At 65.2% G+C, this 17,296-nt stretch carries 16 protein-coding genes; 7 read left to right on the forward strand and 9 right to left on the reverse strand.

What is annotated here, in order from left to right; translation table 11 throughout:
* Positions 1-59 precede the first annotated feature (59 nt).
* From ACH82I_RS12600 to ACH82I_RS12620, 5 genes are all read right to left on the reverse strand, one after another.
* Entirely contained in the window at positions 60-404 is a 345-nt protein-coding gene (locus ACH82I_RS12600; protein ID WP_413333033.1) for an MGMT family protein, read from the reverse strand.
* A 69-nt stretch (positions 405-473) separates the two neighbouring features.
* On the reverse strand, positions 474-1,382 hold the full coding sequence (locus ACH82I_RS12605) for a glycine betaine ABC transporter substrate-binding protein (RefSeq protein ID WP_413333035.1): 909 nt from the start codon (positions 1,380-1,382) through the stop codon (positions 474-476).
* 55 nt (positions 1,383-1,437) lie between these two features.
* Positions 1,438-2,379 carry an ABC transporter permease gene (locus ACH82I_RS12610; protein WP_413333037.1) on the reverse strand — a complete coding sequence of 314 codons (942 nt, stop codon included), beginning with the start codon at positions 2,377-2,379 and terminating at the stop codon, positions 1,438-1,440.
* Positions 2,379-3,689 (reverse strand): quaternary amine ABC transporter ATP-binding protein, encoded by a 1,311-nt coding sequence (locus ACH82I_RS12615; RefSeq protein WP_230746255.1) that lies wholly within the window; start codon positions 3,687-3,689, stop codon positions 2,379-2,381. The genes ACH82I_RS12610 and ACH82I_RS12615 overlap by 1 nt, the downstream gene beginning before the upstream one ends.
* Positions 3,690-4,205: 516 nt before the next feature.
* Positions 4,206-5,036, reverse strand: a complete 831-nt coding sequence (locus ACH82I_RS12620; protein WP_413333040.1) for an alpha/beta fold hydrolase — start codon at positions 5,034-5,036, stop codon at positions 4,206-4,208.
* 19 nt (positions 5,037-5,055) lie between these two features.
* Here ACH82I_RS12620 and ACH82I_RS12625 point away from each other — a divergent pair, with 19 nt between their 5' ends.
* Positions 5,056-5,931: a type I 3-dehydroquinate dehydratase gene (locus ACH82I_RS12625; RefSeq protein WP_413333042.1), complete on the forward strand. Its 876-nt coding sequence runs from the start codon at positions 5,056-5,058 to the stop codon at positions 5,929-5,931.
* A 25-nt stretch (positions 5,932-5,956) separates the two neighbouring features.
* Here ACH82I_RS12625 and ACH82I_RS12630 read toward each other — a convergent pair whose 3' ends face one another.
* Positions 5,957-6,256, reverse strand: coding sequence for a DUF4235 domain-containing protein (locus tag ACH82I_RS12630; RefSeq protein ID WP_230746248.1), 300 nt, complete (start codon positions 6,254-6,256; stop codon positions 5,957-5,959).
* Positions 6,257-6,455: 199 nt separating this feature from the next.
* Here ACH82I_RS12630 and ACH82I_RS12635 point away from each other — a divergent pair, with 199 nt between their 5' ends.
* The gene (locus ACH82I_RS12635; RefSeq protein WP_413333044.1) at positions 6,456-6,674 is read left to right on the forward strand and encodes a hypothetical protein; all 219 of its coding nucleotides are present in this window, start codon (positions 6,456-6,458) and stop codon (positions 6,672-6,674) included.
* Here the strand turns inward: ACH82I_RS12635 and ACH82I_RS12640 are convergent.
* Positions 6,661-7,608 carry an aminotransferase class IV gene (locus ACH82I_RS12640; RefSeq protein WP_413333046.1) on the reverse strand — a complete coding sequence of 316 codons (948 nt, stop codon included), beginning with the start codon at positions 7,606-7,608 and terminating at the stop codon, positions 6,661-6,663. The two genes, ACH82I_RS12635 and ACH82I_RS12640, sit on opposite strands and share 14 nt — an antisense overlap.
* A 124-nt stretch (positions 7,609-7,732) precedes the next feature.
* Positions 7,733-8,839 carry a VIT1/CCC1 transporter family protein gene (locus ACH82I_RS12645; RefSeq protein WP_413333048.1) on the reverse strand — a complete coding sequence of 369 codons (1,107 nt, stop codon included), beginning with the start codon at positions 8,837-8,839 and terminating at the stop codon, positions 7,733-7,735.
* Between the two features lie 324 nt (positions 8,840-9,163).
* Between ACH82I_RS12645 and ACH82I_RS12650 the strand changes: the two genes are divergently transcribed.
* From ACH82I_RS12650 to ACH82I_RS12665, 4 genes are all read left to right on the forward strand, one after another.
* The gene (locus ACH82I_RS12650) at positions 9,164-11,179 is read left to right on the forward strand and encodes a M28 family peptidase (RefSeq protein ID WP_413333050.1); all 2,016 of its coding nucleotides are present in this window, start codon (positions 9,164-9,166) and stop codon (positions 11,177-11,179) included.
* Positions 11,180-11,384: 205 nt separating this feature from the next.
* Positions 11,385-11,837, forward strand: coding sequence for a DUF3817 domain-containing protein (locus tag ACH82I_RS12655; RefSeq protein WP_413333052.1), 453 nt, complete (start codon positions 11,385-11,387; stop codon positions 11,835-11,837).
* 187 nt (positions 11,838-12,024) lie between these two features.
* Entirely contained in the window at positions 12,025-13,812 is a 1,788-nt protein-coding gene (locus ACH82I_RS12660) for a flotillin family protein (protein ID WP_413333054.1), read from the forward strand.
* 203 nt (positions 13,813-14,015) lie between these two features.
* The gene (locus ACH82I_RS12665) at positions 14,016-14,924 is read left to right on the forward strand and encodes a cation diffusion facilitator family transporter (RefSeq protein ID WP_413333056.1); all 909 of its coding nucleotides are present in this window, start codon (positions 14,016-14,018) and stop codon (positions 14,922-14,924) included.
* Positions 14,925-14,971: 47 nt separating this feature from the next.
* On the opposite strand, the gene menC is transcribed toward ACH82I_RS12665, so the two are convergent.
* Positions 14,972-16,096 carry an o-succinylbenzoate synthase gene (gene menC, locus ACH82I_RS12670; RefSeq protein WP_413333058.1) on the reverse strand — a complete coding sequence of 375 codons (1,125 nt, stop codon included), beginning with the start codon at positions 16,094-16,096 and terminating at the stop codon, positions 14,972-14,974.
* A gap of 146 nt (positions 16,097-16,242) precedes the next feature.
* Between menC and ACH82I_RS12675 the strand changes: the two genes are divergently transcribed.
* Positions 16,243-17,208 (forward strand): FkbM family methyltransferase, encoded by a 966-nt coding sequence (locus tag ACH82I_RS12675; RefSeq protein ID WP_413333060.1) that lies wholly within the window; start codon positions 16,243-16,245, stop codon positions 17,206-17,208.
* Positions 17,209-17,296: the final 88 nt, after the last annotated feature.

Genomic DNA, 17,296 nt, shown 5'->3' on the forward strand with positions numbered 1-17,296 from the left:
AGTTCCAGTGATTCGGGCAAAGATGGGTGTGAAGCCTGGAGCTGGGTTCAGAACCGGGCTCAGAACAATGGCTGGGGCAGTGCGTCTTCCCATTCGAGCAACCAGCGTTTGGTTGCGAGGCCGTGACCCGGTCGACCGCCCGAATAACCGCCGAGCCCGTCTCCTGCGACCACGCGGTGGCAGGGCACGATGATCGGGATCGGGTTGAGACCCATGATGCCGCCCACGGCACGGGCGGGAATTCCGGTGCCGCTGCGGTCGGCGAGCTGACCGTAGGTGAGGGTCTCTCCGTGGGCGACGGAGTCTGCGAGCGTCGTCAGCACGGTACGGGCCACCTCGGAGACCTTGCCGAAGTCGCCCGAGTCGAGGAGTGAGCTCGGGCGTGAATGCGGCAGTCCCTCCACCCGCGCGGCTGCGGGGTGGAGGGACTGCAGGTGCGTCAGAGAATGAGTGTCGAGCTCAGAGAGCTCGAATCACTTGTCCTCGTCGGCGAGTTCACCGTCGTAGGCATCGGGATTGGCCTTGAGCCATTCGGCGATGGCGGCCTCTCCGTCGTCCTTGTGCTTATTAACGACGAGGTCCTCGAGGTCACCGTACTGAGCATCATCGAGTTTGATCTTGCTGACATAGTCGGCAGCTTCCGAGAACTCTTCACCGAAGCCCTTGGTGGCCGTGAAGTGAAGCTTCTCGGGATCGCCCATCGCACCCTTCGGGTCCTCCAGGTCCTTGACGGGATAGGAGTTGTTCGCCCAGAACGGACGCCACAGGGTGACGACGATGTCCTTCTCGGCGTCGGTGGCGTTGCCGAGCTCGGTGAGCATGGCGGCGGTCGACGACGTGACGAGTTCATACTCCCCGTCGAGACCGTATTCCGGAATCATCTCCTTGGTGGCCTTGGTCAGACCGGCGCCCGGCTCGATGCCGATGATCTTGCCGTCGAAGTCACCGCCCTTGCCCTTGAGGTCTTCGATGGAGTTGACCTCGTCCATGTACTTCGGCACGGCGATGGTGAGCACGGCGTTGTCGTAGTAGGCCCCGAGGTCTTCGAGGTCGTCGCCGTACTCGTCGATGTACTGCTTGTGCGTGACCTCCGGCCACGACGAGGGGTACATGTCGACGTCACCGTTGGCGACGCCGGCGTAGAGGACGGCGGCCTCGCTGAACGTCTTGGTCTCGACGTTGTAGCCCATCTTGCCGAGCTGATCCTCGAGCAGCAGCGAGATGCTCTGCCCATCGGTCCAGCCGGTGACGTAGCCGAGCGTGATGTCGCCCTTGTCTCCGCCGCTGCCCTCATCGCTGGAGGCTTCTTGCGAACAACCGGTCAGGGCGAGGCCAAGAGCCGCCGCAGCAGCGACGATCGGGGTGAGGAATCTTTTCTTCATTGTGTGTTCCTTTTCTGTTGTATTCGACAGCTTCTGTCTGTGGGGCTCTGGACTCTCAGGCGTCCGCGTTCGCGTCCGAGGCTCCGGCCGCGTCCGTGGCCGCGGCAGCGGAAGCCGCCTTGGCCTTGGCGCTGCGAGTGCGCATCTTGGCGACCAGTGAGTGCGGATAGTCCTTGGCGTTGCCCAGGGCCGCGGTCACGCGATCGAGGTAGACGGCGATGATGACGACGCCGAGGCCGGCCTCGACGCCGAGCGGCAGATTCTGGGTGGCGACGGCCTCGACGACGTTCTTGCCCAGTCCGTCGGCGCCGACGATGCCGGCGATGACGGCCATGGCCAGAGCGAGCATGATGACCTGGTTGATGCCGGCCATGATCGTCGGCGTGGCCAGCGGCAGCTGGACTCCCCGCAGGATCTGGCCCGGTGTGGCACCGAATGACTGTCCGGCTTCAACCGTCTCAGCGTCGACTCCGCGGATGCCGAGCTCGGTGAATCGCACTCCCGGCGGCAGGGCGAAGATGACGGTCGAGACGAGACCGGGCACCACGCCGATGCTGAAGAAGGTCACGGCAGGGATGAGGTAGACGAACGCCGGCATCGTCTGCATGAAGTCGAGGATGGGTTTGATGATGGTCGAGGCCGTGTCGTTTCTGGCGGCCAGGATGCCGACGGGGATCGCGATGATGATCGCGATGACCGCGGCGATGATGATCAGTGCCAGGGTCTGCATCGAGGCCACCCATTGATCCATCGTCAGAATGAAGAACAGGGTGACCAGGGTGCCGATGGCCATCTGCCATGAGCGGAAGACCCAGCCGAGCAGCGCCAGGATGATCATGATGACCAGCGGGTGAAGATCGACGAGGACCTCGGTGAGGGTGTCGATGAGGAAGTTGAAGAGCAGTGTGATGAAGTCGAAGAACCAGGAGATGTTGTCCTTGAGCCAGTCGAAGAGAGTGTCGACCCATGCTCCGACGGGAATTCTGATGTTCTCCATCAGCGCTCACCCCTTCCGCCCGCGGCTTCGACCCCGGCGGCATCATCTGTTTCGGCAAGAACCTGATCGATGACTCCCGAGCCGACCGGCTCCGGCCAGTCCTGGGTGGTCTGTTCCCTGTCCTGATCCTCATTCCCGTTCTGGTTGCCCAGGGCCGCCAGCAGTGTTGCGCGCGGAACGACTCCGACGAGCTGGCCCTCCTCGTTCGTCACCGGCACAGGCAGAGGCGACTCCGAGGTGGGCAGGAACAGTTCGATGAGCAGATCCTCCGGTGATGCCGGCTGTCCCACTTCTGTGATGATCTCGTCCAGGGTGGTCGCGCCCTTGCGGAGGTGATCTATGCAGTCGCGGTCGTTGACGACTCCGAGGAACTTCCGGTTCCGGTCGGTAACGTAGACCGCTGAGGAATTGCTTTCGCGCATGCTGCGTAGGGCGACGCGGGGACCATTCTGTGTGGTCACGACCTGCCTGGCCTTCTCCATCACATTGCTCGCGGTGAGCACGCGGGCACGGTCGACGTCGTGGACGAACTGCGCCACATAGTCGTTGGCCGGATCGGTGAGGATCTCCTCGGGGGTGCCGACCTGGACGATGCGGCCATTGCGCATGACTGCGATGCGGTCGCCGAGGAACATGGCCTCATTGAGATCGTGAGTGATGAAGATGATGGTCTTCTGCAGCTCCGACTGCAGCTCGACGAGCTGTTCCTGCATCTCGCGTCGGATCAGCGGGTCGAGCGCGGAGAACGCTTCGTCCATGAGGAGGATGTCGGTCTCTGCGGCGAGAGCGCGGGCGAGACCCACGCGCTGCTGCATGCCGCCGGAGAGCTGTCCGGGATACTTGTCTCCCCAGCCGTCCAGGCCGACGGCCTTGAGCCAACGATCGGCGGACTTGTCCCGTTCGGCTTTCGCGGTTCCGCGGATCTCCAGGGCATACGCCGCGTTGTCGCGGACGGTGCGGTGGGGGAGGAGGGCGAAGTGCTGGAAGACCATCGAGATGTGTTCGCTCCGCACCTTGCGGAGGGCGGCTGCGTCGATCTTGGCGATATCGGTGCCCAACACCTCGACGGACCCGGATGTCGTCGTCCAGAGGCCGTTGAGCGTGCGGATGAGTGTGGACTTTCCCGACCCGGACAGGCCCATGACCACGAAGATCTCTCCGGCTTCGACTTCGAAACTCGCGTCGATGACCGCGGCTGTGCCGAGCTTGGTCAGATCGTCTCGGTCTTCGCCGGCCTCGAGTCGTTTGACGACCTCGTTCTGACGCTTGCCGAAGACCTTGTAAACGTTTGATGCTTTGACAACGCTCACGTGTTTCCTCCTTGCATTCTTGACTCTCCGCAAGAACGAGAGGCTTCACCCCCGCTTTGCGATACGGCGGCGGTCAATCCGAATGGTTCGATCGTTCACTCGCCTCACCGCACACGGATATCTCATCCCCCATTGTAGTTTTATTCAGGGTTTTCGATCGGAATTTTGTGCCGATAATGCGGAGTGGCGAGCTTGACGATGCCTCTGACCTGCGACGATGCGAGTCTGTACGTTACTTGATTGTTATAAACAGTAGTTGGGGCAGGTAGATGTTCCCTTATCCATTTTGTTACCCAGTGATTTCGAATGATCCGGAAACGTCTCTTGTCTTCCGCGCTCGTGGGTGAAATCGGCGCGCCTGCCCGCGGGAATCTCTGTCCGCGTTCTCCGTTCGGTTCTCGTCGACGCAGCGCTGCGTCGGTGAATGTGATGGACGGCACAACTATATGTGATCACATTTGTCGGAGGCTAGTGGAGCGCGCTGAGATGAACGTCCGTGTGGAACGGGAACGAACCTCAGGACGCGGCCGCGAGGAACGCGAGGATCTCGGGGGTGACCTCCTCGGCGAATTCCTCGAAGAATCCGTGTCGCCCACCGGGGAAGATGCGGACCTGGGAACCGGGGATGCGTTTGTGCAGGAGCGCTGCGTTGTCCACCGGATTCATCCGATCCTCATCGCCGTGGATGATCAGGGTCGGTGCGTTGATCTCCGACAGCCGGTCCCAGGCGTTGTGGTTGGCGCTGATGCGCAGATGGGCGGCCGACTCCTGAGTCGACATGGTGTCATCGCCGAGGAGCTTGCTGTACCGCGGTGCGACCGACCAGTCGGGAGTGTAGAAGAGGCCGTAGAGGAACCGGGTGTGCTCCTTGCCCTGCAGTCTGGCGAGGGACTGGCCGACCCTGCGGGGGCGTTTGACCGAATGCGGACCGCCCGGAGTCGTGCACGCGAGCACCAGGGCGCTGACGCGATCAGGGAAGTCGAGGGCGAGCATCTGTGCGACCCGACCGCCCATCGAGGTGCCGTAGACGGCCGCGCTCGCGATGCCCAGGTGGTCGAGCACCTCGGCGGCGTCTGCGGCAAAGCTGGCGGTCGACAGCTCACCCAACTCACCGCGACTCCCGCCGGTGCCGCGGTAGTCGAAGGTCACGGTGCGAAACTCCGGTTCGAAGTCCTCGCGCAGTCCGTCCCACCACTTGTGCGAGTTCGCCTGACCGGGAAGCAGGAGCAGAGCGGGAGCCTCGGCCGGCCCGCCGACCTGTATCGCCAGCTCAAATCCGTCCCGCGCGGTGATCGTCGAAGATTCTCCGGATTCCACCTGCTGTTCCCCTTCGCTCGTATTCGTCATCGGCCCCTACCCTAGGATCATGAAGCAATTGCCGTTCCTCAATCATGTCGCAGGCGACCGAACCCGCGCCGAGGCGTCCGCGACGACCGAGGTCGGACGCACCCGTCCGGCCATCATCGTTCCCGTCCAGGCGATCGAGCTCGGCGAGCTGGAACAGCGGTGCCGTGCGATCGCCGCCACGGGGTTCGCCGAAGTCATCGAATGGCGGATCGATCCGCTGCTCGCGCATATCGGCGCCGCGGCTTCGGGACGGAAAGAAGCGGCGGATCGGGAGGAGACATCGGGTCGGGAGGAGGCTGCAGCCGCGGGCGCTGCCGACCTCGCCGAGGCAGTCCTGTCCTCGGCGCCGTCGGCGACCGCGGCAGGGCTGCCGGTTCTGGTCACTCTCCGCTCGGGGTTCGAAGGGGGAGCCGGGCCGATCGGTGAGGACGTCTACGCCGAGGTTCTGCGGACCCTGCTGACGAAGCTGCCCGCGGCGGTCGCCGTCGATGTCGAGATCGACCGCCTCGGCGCTTCAGAGATCATCGTGGTCGCACACGAGAACGGCGTGCCCGTGGTCGCCTCTCACCACAACTTCGCCGGCACCGATCCCGTCGAGACCCTGTTGGCGAAGTTCGCGGAGATGGCGGCCGCAGGTGCCGACGTCGCGAAGATCGCGATGATGCCGACCTCGCTCGCCGAGGTTGCCGACGTGCTTCGTGCCACCGCCGAGGCCGATGCGGCGCTCGAGTGCCCCGTGCTCGGGATCGCGATGGGCGAACTGGGACGCACGAGTCGGATCATGGGCGGAGACTTCGGCGGCTGCGCAACGTTCGCGCAGCTCGGTGAGGCCTCCGCGCCGGGACAGATCGACGTGGCTGATCTGTCGGCCGTCTTTGACCGCCTCTACGGCTGAAAGAACTGCCGCTGCGACTGAATGATCAGTCGACGCCCTCTTCGATCTGCTTGCGGAACTTCTTCGGCAGGGCCTCGTCGCCGAAGCTGTTGCGCACGGTGTTGGCGGCGATGCGCTGGACGACGAGCTGGGCGACGGCGACGCCGACGCCCGAGACGATCGTCCAGGCCAGTGCCTCGGACATCGAGATATCGTCATCGACGGGGTTCGACGGGGCAGGGCGCTTGGTCGACTTCTCCCAAGCGAAGGTGAGGGTCTTACGAGCCGCGAAGGCCGCAATGATTGGCGCTCCGACGCCGATGATCTGCCAAGCGAGCTTTCCCATGCTCGTGTCCTTTCCTCAGACTGCGTCCGCGCGACGTCTGCCGCCCGGGTGTGGTTCGTACGAGACCACACTAACGCAGGAGATGCTCGATCGCTCGCGCTGAAGAAAGTGTGAGGATTTCATACTTTCGTGGGATGTGCGTCCGCCGTCTGCCGGATAGTTTTGAACAACAGCACACCCCTCCGAAGAGAGTCGCAGCATGTTGAAGAAGTGGAAGGTCCCGGTCGTCACCGGTCTCTTCGTCTTCGGCGCGCTCGGCTTCATCCTCGGATTCATCCCCGTCCTCACGGACATCTTCTGGTTCGTGTGGATCTTCGGATGCGGAGCCTGCATCCTCGGGCTGATCCTCGCGGTGGTCGTGCCCTCGGCGAAAGACGAGGGCACGACCACCGCGGACAGACCGGTCACCCGGCCTTGATCACGCTTTGGAACGCCGCGGTCAGCTCCTCGTCGTTGGCGACCGGGTTCCCGTCGAGTTCGATCAGCGCCGCGGCAGTGCGCATCGACGAGACGAACCATGCCCCGTCCCCTGACTTCACGTCCTCGAGTCGAAGATCGGCGTATTCCGCCTGCAGACCCAGGGCCGAGGCATGATCGAACAGCAGCCTCTGAGTCGTCCCCGAGAGCAGGCCGGCCTCCGGACTCGGTGTGAGCAGGCGGTCACCTCGGCGGATGACGATGTTCGCGGTCGGCCCTTCGAGGACGATGCCGTCGTGGGAGACGAACAGCGCCTCCTCGGCCCCGCGTTGCTTCGCATAGCGGTTGGCCGCCTGATTGACGGCATAGGACAGGGTCTTCGCGCCGATCAGCAGCCACGGCGCCTTGCTGCCGATATAGGCGTCGTACCCGCGATCGAGGCTGACCGCGGACACTCCCTCGGCGCGTGCCCGTTTGATGGTCTCGTCCACGGGCACCGAGAATGCCCACCCGCGCGGCTGCGGCCCCCCGTTATTCGAGTTCGCACCGGTCGAGTTCACGCCTTCCGAGTCCACGCCTGGCGATCGTCCCTGGGCGGGCTGCCCGCCGCGGGACATGGCATAGCGGACACCGAACTCGACGATCGACGGATCGGCGGCGACCACCTCGGCGATCACGGCCTCCACCGCACGATCCCACAGATCGGGGTCGGGTTCGGGAAGCTCCAGCGCCGAGGCGGATGCGCAGAATCGCGCGAAGTGGCGTTCCCGTGACACAACGGTCCGTGTGCTCGCCGAGGCGGTGACCAGCACGGTCTCGAAGATGCCGTCGCCGCGGTGGGCGGAGAGATCCGTGACGGGCAGCTGCGCGGCGGCCAGATCGGCGGGCTCGATGGTCGAGGCGGTGGGGTCGATGAGGACGAGGGCATCGGTCATGGCGCCAGTCTAGGATCCGAGGTCGATCACGGTCGGCACCGTCCGAATGCTGCCCTGCCGGACTCCGCCCAGGTTCGCCTCGGGCCGGGCGGAATCAGGGCGGAATCAGGGCCGACCTGAAACCTCAGGCCGTGCTGATGCCAAAGAGGAGTCCGAGTCCGTAGGTGACGGCCGCGGCGCCGAAGCCCACTGCCAGTTGGCGCAGCGCCCTCGGCCCCGGAGCGGTGCCCGAAAGCAGGCCGACCGTTCCGCCGGTGAACAGGAGTGCGATGCCGACGAGGCCGGCGGCGAGGATCACGGCAGGCAGTCCCGTCATCCCGAAGATATAGGGCAGGATCGGGATCAGGGCGCCGGAGGAGAAGAAGCAGAAGCTCGACAGGGCGGCGCCGAGCCCGGTGCCCAGCTCATCGCGGTCGACCCCGGCGTCGAGGCTGGGCAGCTGCGGGGCCTTCCGGTTCTTCGCCGCCGCGATCGTCCGATGCGCCTGCACCTCGGCCTCGTCGGCGTCCATTCCACGGGCCCGGTAGACGAGGGCGAGTTCGTTCGCGTCGATGTTGAGATCGGCCAGGGCGTGCCGGGACTCCGGGTCCGGAGTCGAGGCATCGAGGAGTTCGCGCTGGGAGCGCACCGAGATGTACTCGCCGGCCCCCATCGACAGGGCGCCGGCGAGCAGCCCGGAGACGCCGGTGAGCAGGATGATGGTGTTCGAGACTCCGGCGGCGCCGACGCCGAGGACGAGGGCGAGGTTCGAGACCAGTCCGTCGTTGGCGCCGAAGACGGCGGCGCGGAAGTTGCCGGACAGGCGAGCTCTGGACCGGGCGGCCAGGGCACGGACCACCTCGGCGTGGATCCGCTCATCGGCGGCCATCTCCGCCGAGGCCGCCTCGTCGTCCTCGTAGGGAGAGCTCGTCTCCGACTGCTGGGCCAGGGCGAGGATGAAGACCGAACCGAAGATCCGACCGAAGAACGCGAGAGCGTAGGTCACGAGGTCGGGTGCGCGGCGCTTCTGCGCATGCTCGCCGAGGAGGTCGGTCCAATGCTGCTGATGCCGTGCTTCCGCGGTCGCCAGGGAGAGGAGGATGTCACGGTCCTCGCCGGTACGGCGCTCGGCGAGGTCGCGGTAGACCCGTTCCTCGAGGCGTTCGTTCGCGAGATAGCGCTGCCAGCGGCGTATCGTCCGCCGATCCGGCGCCGGGGGCTCCTGGCTCGGGCGGGTGGTGTCGTTGGTCATCACCGTGTCGAGTCTAGTCGGTGCGGTCTCTGCCGCGGTGTGCGGTGCGGGACCGGCGGCGCACATGGGGCTTTTGCGGTTGTTATCGATTCGTTACATGAAACTCTCAGGATCTGAGCTAGATTAAAGCCCAATGTGAGTTGTGTCACCGTTTCGTTATAGAAGTATGTGTTTCGTTACCAATGACGACAGCATGGCGAAACGCGAGAATCGATCTTCCCCTGCAGCACGAGAGAATGCGCCGGCGCCGCACTGCGGATCCGGTCCATTTCGTCGTGCGAACTCTCCGATTCTGTGAGCACATGAAGGAGCGAAAGGAACTCCATGAAGTTGCGCACGAAGAGTTGGCTGGCGGTCACCGCCGCGGCCGGATTAGTGATGGGCGGGGTGAGCCCGGCGATGGCGACGGGCACCGCAGGCCCGAGCGAGCACACCGATATGGGCGTCACCGGCGACGCCGTGATGGACCACCTGCAGAAGATCTCCGACATCTCCACCTCGCACTCCGAGGAAGGGTTCCGTGCCTTGGGCACCCCCGGCTACGAAGAGGCCGTGGAATACGTCGAGGACACCCTCGAGGCGACCGGAGCCTTCGACGTCGAACGGCAGGCCTTCGAGGTCGATGATCAGACCTTCGACACCGTCGAGGTCACGGTCGACGGGGAGGCCATCGAGGTCACTCCGGCCAGCTACACCGAGGGCACGAGCGACCCCCTGACAGACCTGCCGGTGGTGTTGCCGGTCGATGAGGACTACAGCGACCTCGACGGCGGACAGCTCGGCTGCGCGGCCTCCGACTACGACGAGTCCGCCGAGGGCGCACTCGTCCTCGTCGCCCGCGGAGTCTGCTCCTTCGGTGAGAAGACCCAGGCGGCCACCGACGCCGGCGCCGCGGCGGTCATCCTCTACAACAACGACACCTCCGCTCCCGATGAGGAACTCAACGCCACCCTCGGCGAGCGGATCGAGAACGGCGCACCCACGGTCGGCGTCAGCTACACCATTGGCAACGACCTGCTCACCGCGGTGCAGGGCGCCGATGAGGAGACGCCGCTGCTGGCCGACTTCACGCTCGAGACGGAGTTCACCACCTCGACGACCTGGAACGTCATCGCCGAAACCAAGGCCGGCGACCACGACAACGTGCAGATGTTCGGTGCCCACCTCGATGGTGTGCGCGAAGGACCGGGTGTCAACGACAACGGCTCCGGCAGTGCCGCATTGCTGGCCAGCGCCGAGGCATTGGCTGAGCAGTCGACCGAGGTCGACAATGCGATCCGCTTCGGCTGGTGGGGCGCCGAGGAGGTCGGGCTCGTCGGCTCGACGCGCTATGTCGAGAGCCTGAGTGATGCTGAGCTCTCGAAGGTCAAGGCGTACATGAACTTCGACATGATCGGCTCGGACAACTACATCGTCGGCACGCTGGACTCCGACGGCTCGGATGTGCCGATTCCCGATGGCGTCAATGTGCCCGAGGGCTCCGCCGAGCTCGAAGAGGTCTTCACCGACTACTTCGCGGACGTCGATCAGCCGAACGTCGGCACGGACTTCTCCGGACGCTCGGACTATCAGGCGTTCATCGACAACGGCGTTCCGGCCAGCGGTCTGTTCTCCGGTGCCGACGGCACGAAGACGGCCGAGGAGGCCGAGATGTTCGGCGGCACCGTCGGTGAGAAGCACGACACGAACTACCATCAGGCGACTGACACGATCGAGAATGTGAGCAAGGAGTCCGTGGACATATTCGCTCCGGCCATCGCCTATGCGGTGCATGTGCTCGCCTACGAGCTCACCGATGCTCCGACCGACCCGCCGACGGATCCGACCGATCCGCCGACCGATCCCACGGACCCTCCGACGGAGACTCCCACCGAGTCCCCTGACGAGCGTGCGCTGAGCATCGATCCGAAGACCATCGAGGCCGATGAGTTCGTCGGCGAGCGGGGAGTCCAGGTCGCTGCCAGCGGCTGCACCGCCGACACCACCGCGACGATGACGGTCGAGCCGCAGAACGGCAATATCGAGACCTTCGAGCAGACCGCCGAGGTCGGCGAGGACATGGTCGCGAAGTTCGGAGTCCGCGGACTCGACGAGTCCAAGGCGGAGACCTACATCGGTGCCTATGAAGTCAGCGTCGACTGTGAAGGCGGAGATCCGCTGGGCGGTTCCTTCGAGGTCGTCGCCGCAGGTGACGGACCCGGTACCGGCGGTGGCGGAGGCGGTGGAGGCGGAGACCTCCCCCGCACCGGCAGCGAGGCACTGCCGCTGGTGATCTCGGCCGGAGCGCTCATCGCCCTCGGTGTCGCGATGACCATGGGTGCACGCCGCCGCAGAGGCTGAACTCGGTCGGCTCGGCCGCACAGGTCGAGCCGACGCCCCGGCGCAGCCGTGATGGCTGAGCCGATACCCCCGAGCCACGCGGGCCGGTGACTGTATAAGTTCACCGGCCCGCGTGCCCATGTCTGCGGCCGGGGGTGAGACTGGCTCGCTCAGTCGGTGGAGGCGTTCAGCGGCCACTCACCTCGACCGGGCAGAATGGTCTCCTGTGACTCCCAAGAGATTCTTCAACTTCTTCGCCGTGGCCGAGGCCATCACCTGGGCGATGCTGCTCATCGGCATGTTCCTCAAATACGTGACCAAGACCACCGAAGTGGGGGTGCGGATCGGCGGTAGCGTCCACGGATTCGTCTTCCTCTGCTTCGTCTTCGCAGTGTTCCTCGTCGGCATCTCCCAGAAGTGGGGATGGAAGCGGGTGCTCATGGGCCTCGTCGCCGCGATCATTCCGTTCGCCACCGTGCCCTTCGAGATCGTCTCCGCCCGGGCCGGCGCACTCGACGGAGTTTGGGGCCTCGGCACCGCTGGACGCGATCCGCGCGGACCGCTCGAGAAGCTCGTCGCCTGGGCGCTGCGCTCGCCGTGGCTCGCGCTCGGCATCGGTCTGATCATCGTCGTCATCGTCTTCGTGGTCCTCCTCACCGTGGGCCCACCCGGATCCTGATTTGCCGATGACCCGGCGGGGACCGCCTCGGCGAGGTTCTGCCGGGGTGTCATCGCCAGGTTCCGCGGGTGCCGGCTGACCGGCTGCCTCGGCGGGAAACCTCCCTGGGCAAGGTTCCTGACCTCGCATAGGATGAACGGACAGGGCCGTTGGGCAGCCATCGGTCGCACATGCTCATCCTCAAGCGATGGAAGGCCCACTTATGGACCTGCTCTTCGGCGCCGGACTCGTCGGCGTCATCGTCATTGTCATTCTGATCGCGCTCGTCGTCGTGCTGCGGTCCTACAAGATCGCCTCCCCCTCGGAAGCGCTCATCATCACCGGGCGCAATGCCAGCGGAGCCTCAGGCTCGGGGCGGATCGTCATCGGCGGACGTTCGGTGGTCTATCCGATCGTCCAGAAGGCGTTCATCCTCTCCTTGTCCTCGCGGCAGATCTCCGTCGAGATCGACGGCATCTCGAAGAACGGCATCGCTCTGCGTCTGCGCGGCGTCGCGCAGGTCAAGGTCGGCGGCACAGAGGACGATGTCCGCAAGGCCGCGCAGCGTTTCCTCGACCAGCAGGACCAGATCGACCACTACTCGAAGGAGATCCTCTCCGGTACTCTGCGCGCCGTCGTCGGCACGCTCACCGTCGAGCAGATCATCCAGGACCGAGCCTCCTTCGCCGCCCAGGTGCAGGAGGAGTCCGCGCACTCGATGAACAACCAGGGTCTGGTCATCGACACCTTCCAGATCTCCGCCGTCGAGGACGAGGGCAGCTACCTGCGCGACTGGGGTCGTCCGCAGGCCGCCGAAGTGGCCAAGAACGCCGCCATCGCCGAGGCGAATGCCTCCCGAGCCTCGGCTGTCGAGGAAGCGCAGCAGAATGAGGAGACCCAGAAGCAGCAGGCGCTGACCGATCAGGCCATCGCCGAACAACAGCAGCAGCTGGCCCTGCGCCGCGCGGCTCTGAAGGAAGAGGCCGATCAGAGGCAGGCCACGGCCGATAACTCCGGACCGCTGGCGGCGGCGGCCGAGAAGCAGAAGCTGCTCGAGAAGGACCGCATCGTCGCGAAGGAAGCCGCCGAGCTGCGCGCCGAACAGCTCGACGCCGAGGTGCGTCGGCCGGCCGATGCCGAACGCTACCGGCAGCAGGCAGAGGCCGACGCCAGGGCCTATGAGATCGAGGCGCAGGGTCGGGCCGAGGCCGCGGCCGAACTGCACCGTCGGTCCAAGGACGCCGAAGCGATCCGCCTCGAAGGTGAGGCCCAAGCGGATGCGATCCGTGCCCGCGGTGAGGCCGAGGCCGAAGCCCTGCAGGCGCAGGCCGAGGCGTACAAGAAGTTCAACGACGCTGCCGTGCTCTCGAAGGTCCTCGAGGTGCTGCCGAACATCGCCGGTGAGCTCGTCGCCCCCTATGCCAACATCAAGGATCTCTCGATCGTGTCGACCGACGGGGAGTCGAAGCTCGCGAACTCGGTGTCGAACAACCTCGCGCAGGTCCTCGAGGTCGTGCGCGGGACGACGGGCATCGACCTGTCCGATCTCGTCACGAAGGCGCAGAACCAGGGCGGAGCCAAGGGCCCCGGCTCCGGCGGTGCCGGGTCTGCGGGAGGTTCGGGAACCGGCGGACCCGGTTCGGACGGTCCCGGATCGGGATCGGGCGGGACCTCCGGCGGAACCGAGACGAACGAGCCAGACTCGGGCGGCACCGCCTCGGCGGGAGATGATTCCGGTGACGGCCGAGTCGTCGAAGGATCCCTCGCAGAAGGACTGGATCCCTCCGGCTGGGGGCGGAAGAACTTCGACCCGAAGGACTACCTCGACGAGAACGGTGAGCTCGACCTCACGCACATCGGCGACGATGTGAAGAAGGCGACCGGGATCGACGTGCAGGGATACATCTCCGAGGCGCTCCGCCGCCGCGACGGACGCGACGGCGACGGCGGCCCGGACTCGGGTCCGGACGGCGGCTCGGGCTCCGACGACCGTTAGGACTCGGACTCAGGGGACCGTTAGGACTCAGGCGACCGATAGGTCACAGAACCGAGGCGGAGACGCTCTCCGCCTCGGTTCTGTGACCTTTTCACGCGTTCTCGGGCGGCGAGAGCGCCTTCGATTCGGCCGATTGATGTGACTCGGGTCTCTTTCATAAAAACATAAGCATATGTTAATGTGAAGCTTCCGAGGAGGTTTCCATGGCACATGATCATTCGCACGGTACGGGATCGCGTCGACAGCTCGCGATCGTGTTCTCCATCGTCCTGGGGATCTTCGTCTTCCAGGCCATCGGCTCGATCGTCACCGGCAGCCTCGCGCTGCTCATCGATACCGGGCACAACGCGGTCGACCTCATCGGCATCGGAATCGCCCTCTTTGCGGCGACCTTGGTGCGCAGGCCGGCGAAGGGGCAGAAGACCTGGGGATTCCGTCGCGCCGAGGTGCTCGCCGCCGGGGCGCAGGCGACCCTGCTGCTCGGACTCGGCGTCTACAGCCTCGTCGAGGGCATTCGCCGCTTCTTCGCGCCGCCCGAGGTGCCCGGACCGGAGCTGCTGATCTTCGGTGCGATCGGTCTGGCGGGCAACATCGTCTCGATCATCATCCTCAGCTCATCGAAGAACGAGTCGCTCAACCTCAAGGCAGCCTTCCTCGAGGTCATCGCCGACGCCCTCGGCTCGGTGGCCGTCATCGTCGCAGCGGTCTCCATCTGGTTCTTCGACTGGACACGTGCGGACGCGGTGGCCGCACTGTTCATCGCCGCGCTCATCGTGCCGCGAGCGTTCTCGATCCTGCGCGAGACCGGGTCGATCCTGCTTGAAGTCGCACCGAAGGAACTCGACCTCGACAAAGTCAAGGAACACATCGAGGGAGTCGAGCATGTGCAGGAGGTCCACGATCTGCACGTGACCCGCATCGACTCGAACCTGCCCGTGCTCACCGCCCACGTCGTCCTTGCCGACGAGTGCTTCTATGACGGTCATGCACCCAGGATCCTCACTTCACTGCAGGAGTGCCTGGCCGAGCACTTCCAGGTCGCCATCGAGCATTCGACTTTCCAGTTCGACCGGGCGAAGGATGCCGCGCAGGAGACCCATACCCACGGGTGAGGGATGGGCAGGCTCAGGCCGAGCGGCCGTGGCTTGCCTGCGAAGCTTCAGCTTTCGGGCAGGATCTCGATCGACTCGGTGCGGAAGCGTTCCAGCTTCTCCGGGTCGATCGAGACGCCGAAGCCGACCCCGGTGGGGACGTCGACCTTGCCGTCGTGCATGACGATCTCCTCGGTGATGTCCTCGTGGAAGAAGCGATTCGACCCGGAGATGTCACCGGGCAGGGTGAAGCCCGGCAGTGAGGCCAGGGCCGCATTCGCCGCGCGGCCCAGGCCCGTTTCGACCATTCCGCCGTGCCAGACGGCGACTCCGTGGGCGGCGGCGAGGTCATGGATCTTCTTCGCTTCGATGAAGCCGCCGACGCGGCCGGGCTTGATGTTGATGACGGCGGCAGCCCCGAGCGAGATCGCGTCGGCAGCCGCCTCGGCGGAGACGATCGACTCGTCGAGGCACATGGGAGTCTCCATCAGCTTCGCGAGTTCCGCGTGCTGCCGGATATCGGCCTCACCCAAGGGCTGTTCGATGAGCAGCAGTCCATAGTCATCGAGGCGGCGCAGGTGGGAGGCATCGACGAGGGTGTAGGCGGCATTGGCGTCGACCTGGAAGCCGAAGTCATCGCCGAAGGCCTTGCGCACGGCGGCCACGGGCGCGATGTCCTTGCCCGGTTTGATCTTGAGCTTGATCCGCGCGTACCCCTCGTCGAGGTAGTCACCGATGACGCGGACGGTCTCCTCGACGGAGTCCTGGATGCCCACCGAAACACCGGAGGGCACCGAGTCGACGACCCCGCCGAGGTACTCCTTGAATGACTGACCGTGGAGTTTGAGCTGGGCCTCGATGACGGCCATCTCCAGGGCGGACTTCGCCATCGGATGGTCGATGACGTGGCGCAGGTGCCAGGACACGGTTTCGGCCGTGAGGTCGTCGACGTCGAAGAGGATCGGGGCGAGCCAGCGCTTTGTGACATCGATGCCCGAGGCCACGTACTCGGAGGAATAGAGCGGGGCGATCATCGCCACCGACTCACCCCACCCGGTGATCTCGCCCTTCGGGGTGTCGAACTTCGCCTCGACGAGGTAGCAGTCCTTCTCGGTCTCTCGCATGAACGAGGTCTCGAACGGGGTGACGAGGGGGATCGACACCTGATGGAGGGTGACCGAGGTGAGCTTCATATGCCTTGCTCCTGCTTCGCAACGTGGGCTGATGATCTTGTCACCCAGCCTATCTCCACCACCGGGATCGCGGAGCGGAGCAGTGGAGCCCCACCTCAGTCATTGATACGGTTGAGCGAAGGGTTCGCGCAAAGATGGAGAGCCACATGAACGACTATCTCAGTTCGCTCAAGGCCCGGAAGCAGACTTGGTTCGGGCTCAAGCTCCCGGTCAAGGCTGCCCTCGCGCAGCCCATCTTCCACCCAGTTCTGCGTGCGGTGGCTCCCCGCATCAACGGCATCAAGGTGGGCAGGCTTCCCGCCCCGATCGGGCTGACCGAGGTGCGCGGCCGCGCCGGCGGCGGCGACTTCTATCTCGTCGATCCGTTCCGGTGCGAGATCGCCAAAGAGTTCTACTGGGGCCAGGGCCGCCGCACCGAAGAAGAGGACGCTTTCGCCCTCGACCTCATGGTCGATCTCAGCCGCGACGCCGAGGTGTTCCTCGACGTCGGCGCCTACACCGGCGTTTTCACGATGGCCGTCCTCGCGGCGAACCCGAACGTGATCGCCCACAGCTTCGAGATCATCCCCGCCGTCGTCGCGGGGCTGGAGAAGAACGTCGCCCGCAACCACCTCGGCGAGCGAGTCACCGTCCACCCCACCGGGGTAGGCCGTCCTGGGGAGACCATGCAGGTGCCCACCGGCGACGGGGGATCGGCGCTGCCGTCCTTCTACTCCGCATCCATGGACTTCGAATCCGGCGCCGAGGTGCGCTTCACCTCGCTCGACGAACTCCTCCTCGACCTGCCGACGACCGCTGTCGAACCCTCCGGAGCCGGCCCGAAGGTGACGGTGAAGATCGATGTCGAAGGCGCGGAGAACGATGTCCTCTCACACGGACAGGAATTCCTCGACGCGCTCCGGCCCGACATCCTCTGCGAAGTCCTCGACGATCGAGCGAAGCCGGATGAGCTCATGAGCGTGCTGGGTCAATTCGGATACCACTACTACCTCGTCGGCCGTGACCGTCTGACCGCGTACGACGAGATCGTGCCGGACCCGCATTTCCGCGACTGGCTGTTCACGACGAAGAATCCCGACGTTCTCCATGCCGCCGGCTACCCGATCGACTGACTGCCGGGTGTCCCGGGACGCCGAGGTGGATTGATCGGACGATCCCGAGCAGAATCAGGCCCGAAACTGCTCGGACGCAGCCGAACAA

Origin of the sequence: Brevibacterium sp. GP-SGM9, from assembly GCF_047300845.1 — a bacterium.
In the GTDB taxonomy this organism is placed as follows: Bacteria; Actinomycetota; Actinomycetes; order Actinomycetales; family Brevibacteriaceae; genus Brevibacterium.

Excerpts from the sequence above, each read along its gene's own strand:
- ACH82I_RS12605 (WP_413333035.1), bottom strand. The coding sequence starts at position 1,382 with ATGAAGAAAAGATTCCTCACCCCGATCGTCGCTGCTGCGGCGGCTCTT.
- ACH82I_RS12610 (WP_413333037.1), bottom strand. The coding sequence starts at position 2,379 with ATGGAGAACATCAGAATTCCCGTCGGAGCATGGGTCGACACTCTCTTC.
- ACH82I_RS12620 (WP_413333040.1), bottom strand. The coding sequence starts at position 5,036 with ATGACGAATACGAGCGAAGGGGAACAGCAGGTGGAATCCGGAGAATCT.
- ACH82I_RS12625 (WP_413333042.1), top strand. The coding sequence starts at position 5,056 with ATGAAGCAATTGCCGTTCCTCAATCATGTCGCAGGCGACCGAACCCGC.
- ACH82I_RS12630 (WP_230746248.1), bottom strand. The coding sequence starts at position 6,256 with ATGGGAAAGCTCGCTTGGCAGATCATCGGCGTCGGAGCGCCAATCATT.
- ACH82I_RS12635 (WP_413333044.1), top strand. The coding sequence starts at position 6,456 with ATGTTGAAGAAGTGGAAGGTCCCGGTCGTCACCGGTCTCTTCGTCTTC.
- ACH82I_RS12640 (WP_413333046.1), bottom strand. The coding sequence starts at position 7,608 with ATGACCGATGCCCTCGTCCTCATCGACCCCACCGCCTCGACCATCGAG.
- ACH82I_RS12645 (WP_413333048.1), bottom strand. The coding sequence starts at position 8,839 with ATGACCAACGACACCACCCGCCCGAGCCAGGAGCCCCCGGCGCCGGAT.
- ACH82I_RS12650 (WP_413333050.1), top strand. The coding sequence starts at position 9,164 with ATGAAGTTGCGCACGAAGAGTTGGCTGGCGGTCACCGCCGCGGCCGGA.
- ACH82I_RS12660 (WP_413333054.1), top strand. The coding sequence starts at position 12,025 with ATGGAAGGCCCACTTATGGACCTGCTCTTCGGCGCCGGACTCGTCGGC.
- ACH82I_RS12665 (WP_413333056.1), top strand. The coding sequence starts at position 14,016 with ATGGCACATGATCATTCGCACGGTACGGGATCGCGTCGACAGCTCGCG.
- menC (WP_413333058.1), bottom strand. The coding sequence starts at position 16,096 with ATGAAGCTCACCTCGGTCACCCTCCATCAGGTGTCGATCCCCCTCGTC.
- ACH82I_RS12675 (WP_413333060.1), top strand. The coding sequence starts at position 16,243 with ATGAACGACTATCTCAGTTCGCTCAAGGCCCGGAAGCAGACTTGGTTC.